The organism is Salinicola sp. 4072 (assembly GCF_036663415.1).
GTDB classification, from domain to species: Bacteria; Pseudomonadota; Gammaproteobacteria; order Pseudomonadales; family Halomonadaceae; genus Salinicola; species Salinicola salarius_A.
In genome coordinates, this window is the sequence record NZ_JAXOVV010000066.1 from 1 (window position 1) to 1741 (window position 1741).

Sequence of the window (1741 nt, forward strand, 5' to 3'; positions counted from 1 at the left end):
CGCACGCGGTACGTCTCGTACCGGTGTCGTAAACCCCTTGGGGTTATATGGTCAAGCCTCACGGGGCATTAGTACACGTTAGCTCAACGCCTTGCAGCGCTTCCACACCGTGCCTATCAACCAGCTAGTCTTGCTGGACCCTTTAGGAGACTCGAAGTCTCGGGGAGATCTCATCTTGAAGAAGGCTTCCCGCTTAGATGCTTTCAGCGGTTATCCCGTCCGCACATAGCTACCCGGCGATGCCACTGGCGTGACAACCGGAACACCAGAGGTGCGTCCACTCCGGTCCTCTCGTACTAGGAGCAGCACTTCTCAAATCTCCAACGCCCACGGCAGATAGGGACCGAACTGTCTCACGACGTTCTAAACCCAGCTCGCGTACCACTTTAAATGGCGAACAGCCATACCCTTGGGACCGACTTCAGCCCCAGGATGTGATGAGCCGACATCGAGGTGCCAAACACCGCCGTCGATGTGAACTCTTGGGCGGTATCAGCCTGTTATCCCCGGAGTACCTTTTATCCGTTGAGCGATGGCCCTTCCATACAGAACCACCGGATCACTAGAACCTACTTTCGTACCTGCTCGACGTGTCTGTCTCGCAGTTAAGCACCCTTATGCTCTTGCACTCAATGCACGATTTCCAACCGTGCTGAGGGTACCTTCGTGCTCCTCCGTTACGCTTTCGGAGGAGACCGCCCCAGTCAAACTACCCACCACACACTGTCCTCACACCGGATCACGGTGCCAAGTTAGAACGCCAATGATGCCAGGCTGGTATTTCAAGGTTGGCTCCACCGGAACTAGCGTCCCGGTTTCCAAGCCTCCCAGCTATCCTACACAAGCAACATCAGCGTCCAGTGTGAAGCTATAGTAAAGGTTCACGGGGTCTTTCCGTCTAGCCGCGGGTACACAGCATCTTCACTGCGATTTCAATTTCACTGAGTCTCGGGTGGAGACAGCGTGGCCATCATTACGCCATTCGTGCAGGTCGGAACTTACCCGACAAGGAATTTCGCTACCTTAGGACCGTTATAGTTACGGCCGCCGTTTACCGGGGCTTCGATCAAGAGCTTCGCCTTACGGCTAACACCATCAATTAACCTTCCGGCACCGGGCAGGCGTCACACCCTATACGTCCGCTTACGCGTTAGCAGAGTGCTGTGTTTTTAATAAACAGTTGCAGCCACCTGGTATCTTCGACCGGTTCAAGCTCGGGACGCGAGGTCCTTCACCCTAAGCCGGCGCACCTTCTCCCGAAGTTACGGTGCCATTTTGCCTAGTTCCTTCACCCGAGTTCTCTCAAGCGCCTTGGGATTCTCACCCTGACCACCTGTGTCGGTTTGGGGTACGGTCGCATGTGATCTGAAGCTTAGAGGCTTTTCCTGGAAGCGTGGCATCGATGACTTCCGGACCGTAGTCCGTTCGTCTCGTCTCTCGGCCTAAAGGACCCGGATTTGCCTAAGTCCTCAGCCTACTGACTTTCACCAGGACAACCAACGCCTGGCTCACCTAGCCTTCTTCGTCCCCCCATCGCAATCACATCCGGTACGGGAATATTAACCCGTTTCCCATCGACTACGCTTTTCAGCCTCGCCTTAGGGGCCGACTCACTCTGCTCTGATTAGCATAGAACAGAAAACCTTGGTCTTCCGGCGGGGGAGTTTTTCACTCCCCTTGTCGTTACTCATGTCAGCATTCGCACTCGTGATATCTCCAGCATGCTTCTCAACACACCTTC

General features: G+C 54.8%; 1 rRNA gene. It reads right to left on the reverse strand.

Annotated elements, in window-relative coordinates:
* Positions 1-47: 47 nt before the first annotated feature.
* Positions 48-1741: ribosomal RNA gene (locus R3F72_RS18445) — 23S ribosomal RNA — on the reverse strand; the annotation flags it as partial.